We start from the raw sequence: 2439 nt of genomic DNA, 5'->3' as shown, positions 1-2439 counted from the left end.
CCCTGCGCCGGCTGTACATGACGGCCACGCCCCGGCTGTGGCAGCTCGGGGACGAAGACCAGGAGCAGCCGGGCGTGCCGGGTGAGCTGGTCGCGAGCATGGACGATGATCCGGAGGGGCCTTTCGGGAGCCGGGCGTTCACGTTGACGCTCTCGGAGGCGATCGACCGGGGTATCTGTGCGCCGTACCAGGTTGTCTGCGTGGATGTCACCGACACCCAGCTCCAGGCCGCGCAGCTCCTGGGCGCCGAAAGCCGGTCGGCGCAGGTGCGCGGGGCGCGGCTTGCCGCGTTGCAGACCGCGCTGGTGAAGGCGTCGGCGGAGGAGGGCTTCCGCAGGACGCTGGTCTTCCATCACGTGGTGAGGGAGGCCGAGGCGTTCGCGGCCGGCCTGCCCGGTGTGACCGGGCAGCTGCACGACACCGATCCGGGGCTGTATCCGAAGACGATCTGGGCGGATTGGTTGTGCGGTGAGCACAAGCCGCTCCACCGGCGGCGTGTCCTGGGCGAGTTCGCCGCCGGGATTGCCACGGACGGGACCGTCGTGGAGAAGGGCTACCTGTCCTCGGTGAAGGTTTTGGGGGAAGGAGTCGACACCTCCCGGTGCGACTCCGTGTACTTCGCGGATGTGCGCGGGTCGATGCCGGATCTGGTCCAGGCGGTGGGGCGGGCGCTGCGGATGCAGCCGGGCGAGGGCAAGACGGCCTCGCTCGTAGTACCGGTGCTGCTCGGGCCCGGCGAGACGGCCGACAACATGCTCACCTCGAAGGCGTTCGGCGGGCTGGCGAAGCTTTTGGAGGCGCTGCGGGCGCACGACGCCAGGGTGGTGGAGGCACTGGCCCAGCAGCAAGCCCCCAGCCGCTACACGCCCGTCAGCCAGGACGAGAGCGGCCAGAACACGGACGCAAGCGGCGGGAGCCCGGGGGGCGTGAGCGCCCCCGCCACGGCCCTGCTGAAGTTCTCCACGCCGCGCGACCCGGCCGCCCTCGCGGCGTTCATCAACCTGCGCGTCCTCGACCCCGAGCACGAACACTGGCGGCGCGGCGTGGAAGCCGCCGTCATCTACCACCGGCTCCACGGAGACCTCCGCGTGCCGTTCACCTACCGCGTGCCCGGCAGTGAGGGAGCCGAAGCGGTCGGGTGGCCCGCCGTGGACGGCCGGGAGGCGGAAGCCACGGGGTGGCCGGCCTCGCTCGCCCACTTTCCGCTGGGGCAGTGGACCGCCGACGCACGCCGGCTCCACGCCCGCGGCAGCATGGACGCCGGCCGGATCGAACAGCTGGAAAAGCTCGGCATGATCTGGTCGCACTACGACGTCGCCTGGGAGGAAGGCCTCGCAGCGGCACGCGGATGGGCGGCCGAACACGGGCACCTCCTGGCCCCGCTCGACGCCACCCACCAGGGCCACCGCGTGGGCATCTTTCTGAAGAACGCGAGGGCGGCCGCCCGGAAGGCGCAGGAGAACCAGCAGCGGCGTGCCGAGGGGATTCCGGTCCAGTCGGCGGCCGGGGCGCTGTCGGAGACACGGCGCGAGCAGCTGGAGGAGATCGACGCGTCCTGGTGCCCGGCGTGGCCGGTGACGTGGCAGCGCTGTTTCCACCTGGTGCGGATGCATCTGGACGCGGGCGAGGCGCTGCCCACGGAGGCGGGTGACGTCGTGCGCCAGGGCGAGGATCTGGGGCGGTGGGTGCAGTCGGTCCGGTACGGCTGGGACCAACTCACGACCGTGCAGCAGTGGATGTGCGAGCAGGTCCTCGGGATCGAGCCCGCCGGCGAGGACGAGAAGCCTCCGCCGCGCCGTACGCAGGCCGACAAATGGGCCATGAACTACCAGGCCGCCAAACAGTACTACGAACGCGAAGGCCACCTGAACGTCCCCAGGAAGTGGGTCGAGACGATCACCTTCGGCGCCGGCGAGGACCAGCAGGAGCGACAGCACAAACTGGGGGCATGGGTCAGCAACCAGCGCAGCCGCGCGGCATCGCTGACCCCGGAACGGATCGAGCAGCTCTCCGCGATCGGCATGCGCTGGGCCTGACCGTGAGCAGGACCTGTCACCCCCCGTCGCCGTCCCCCGGAAATGGGTTGAGCGGATCGTCATCGACGACCGGACCCAGGACAGAGACCAGAACCAGGACCAGGACCAGGGCCAGGGCCGGGACAGAGACGGGCACGGGGACTGGGACGGGGAAAACCAAGAGGAACGGGAACTCAAGCTGGGGGGTCAGCAAAATCAACGCAGCCGCGCGGCATCGCTGACACCGGAACGGATCGAACAACTCTCCGCCATCGGCATGCGGTGGTCCTGATGGCGGGCGTCGCCGCCACCGCAGCCGCCGCGCTCGCTGTCAACGGTCATTGAGATGCCCAGGTGGGTGGCCGTTGGAGGCCCAGGCTGGTGGCCATCAGGAAGCCAGGCGTGTGGCCAATGGTGTTCCCGG

The 2439-nt window shown here is 70.4% G+C and carries 2 protein-coding genes; one reads left to right on the top strand and one right to left on the bottom strand.

The window, feature by feature from the left end; all coding sequences use genetic code 11:
• Positions 1-2036, top strand: a 2036-nt coding sequence (locus ACQKIP_RS45240) for a Helicase associated domain protein (protein WP_427745664.1), incomplete at its 5' end; no start/stop codon positions are given.
• Positions 2037-2231: 195 nt separating this feature from the next.
• On the opposite strand, the gene ACQKIP_RS45235 is transcribed toward ACQKIP_RS45240, so the two are convergent.
• Positions 2232-2439 (bottom strand): hypothetical protein (locus ACQKIP_RS45235; RefSeq protein ID WP_365867335.1); only part of this gene is annotated, 208 nt, incomplete at its 5' end.

It is taken from the genome of Streptomyces sp. NPDC059900 (assembly GCF_050270335.1).
In the GTDB taxonomy this organism is placed as follows: Bacteria; Actinomycetota; Actinomycetes; order Streptomycetales; family Streptomycetaceae; genus Streptomyces.
The sequence above is the reverse complement of the archived record's forward strand: the minus strand, read 5'-3'. Positions and strand labels throughout refer to the sequence as shown.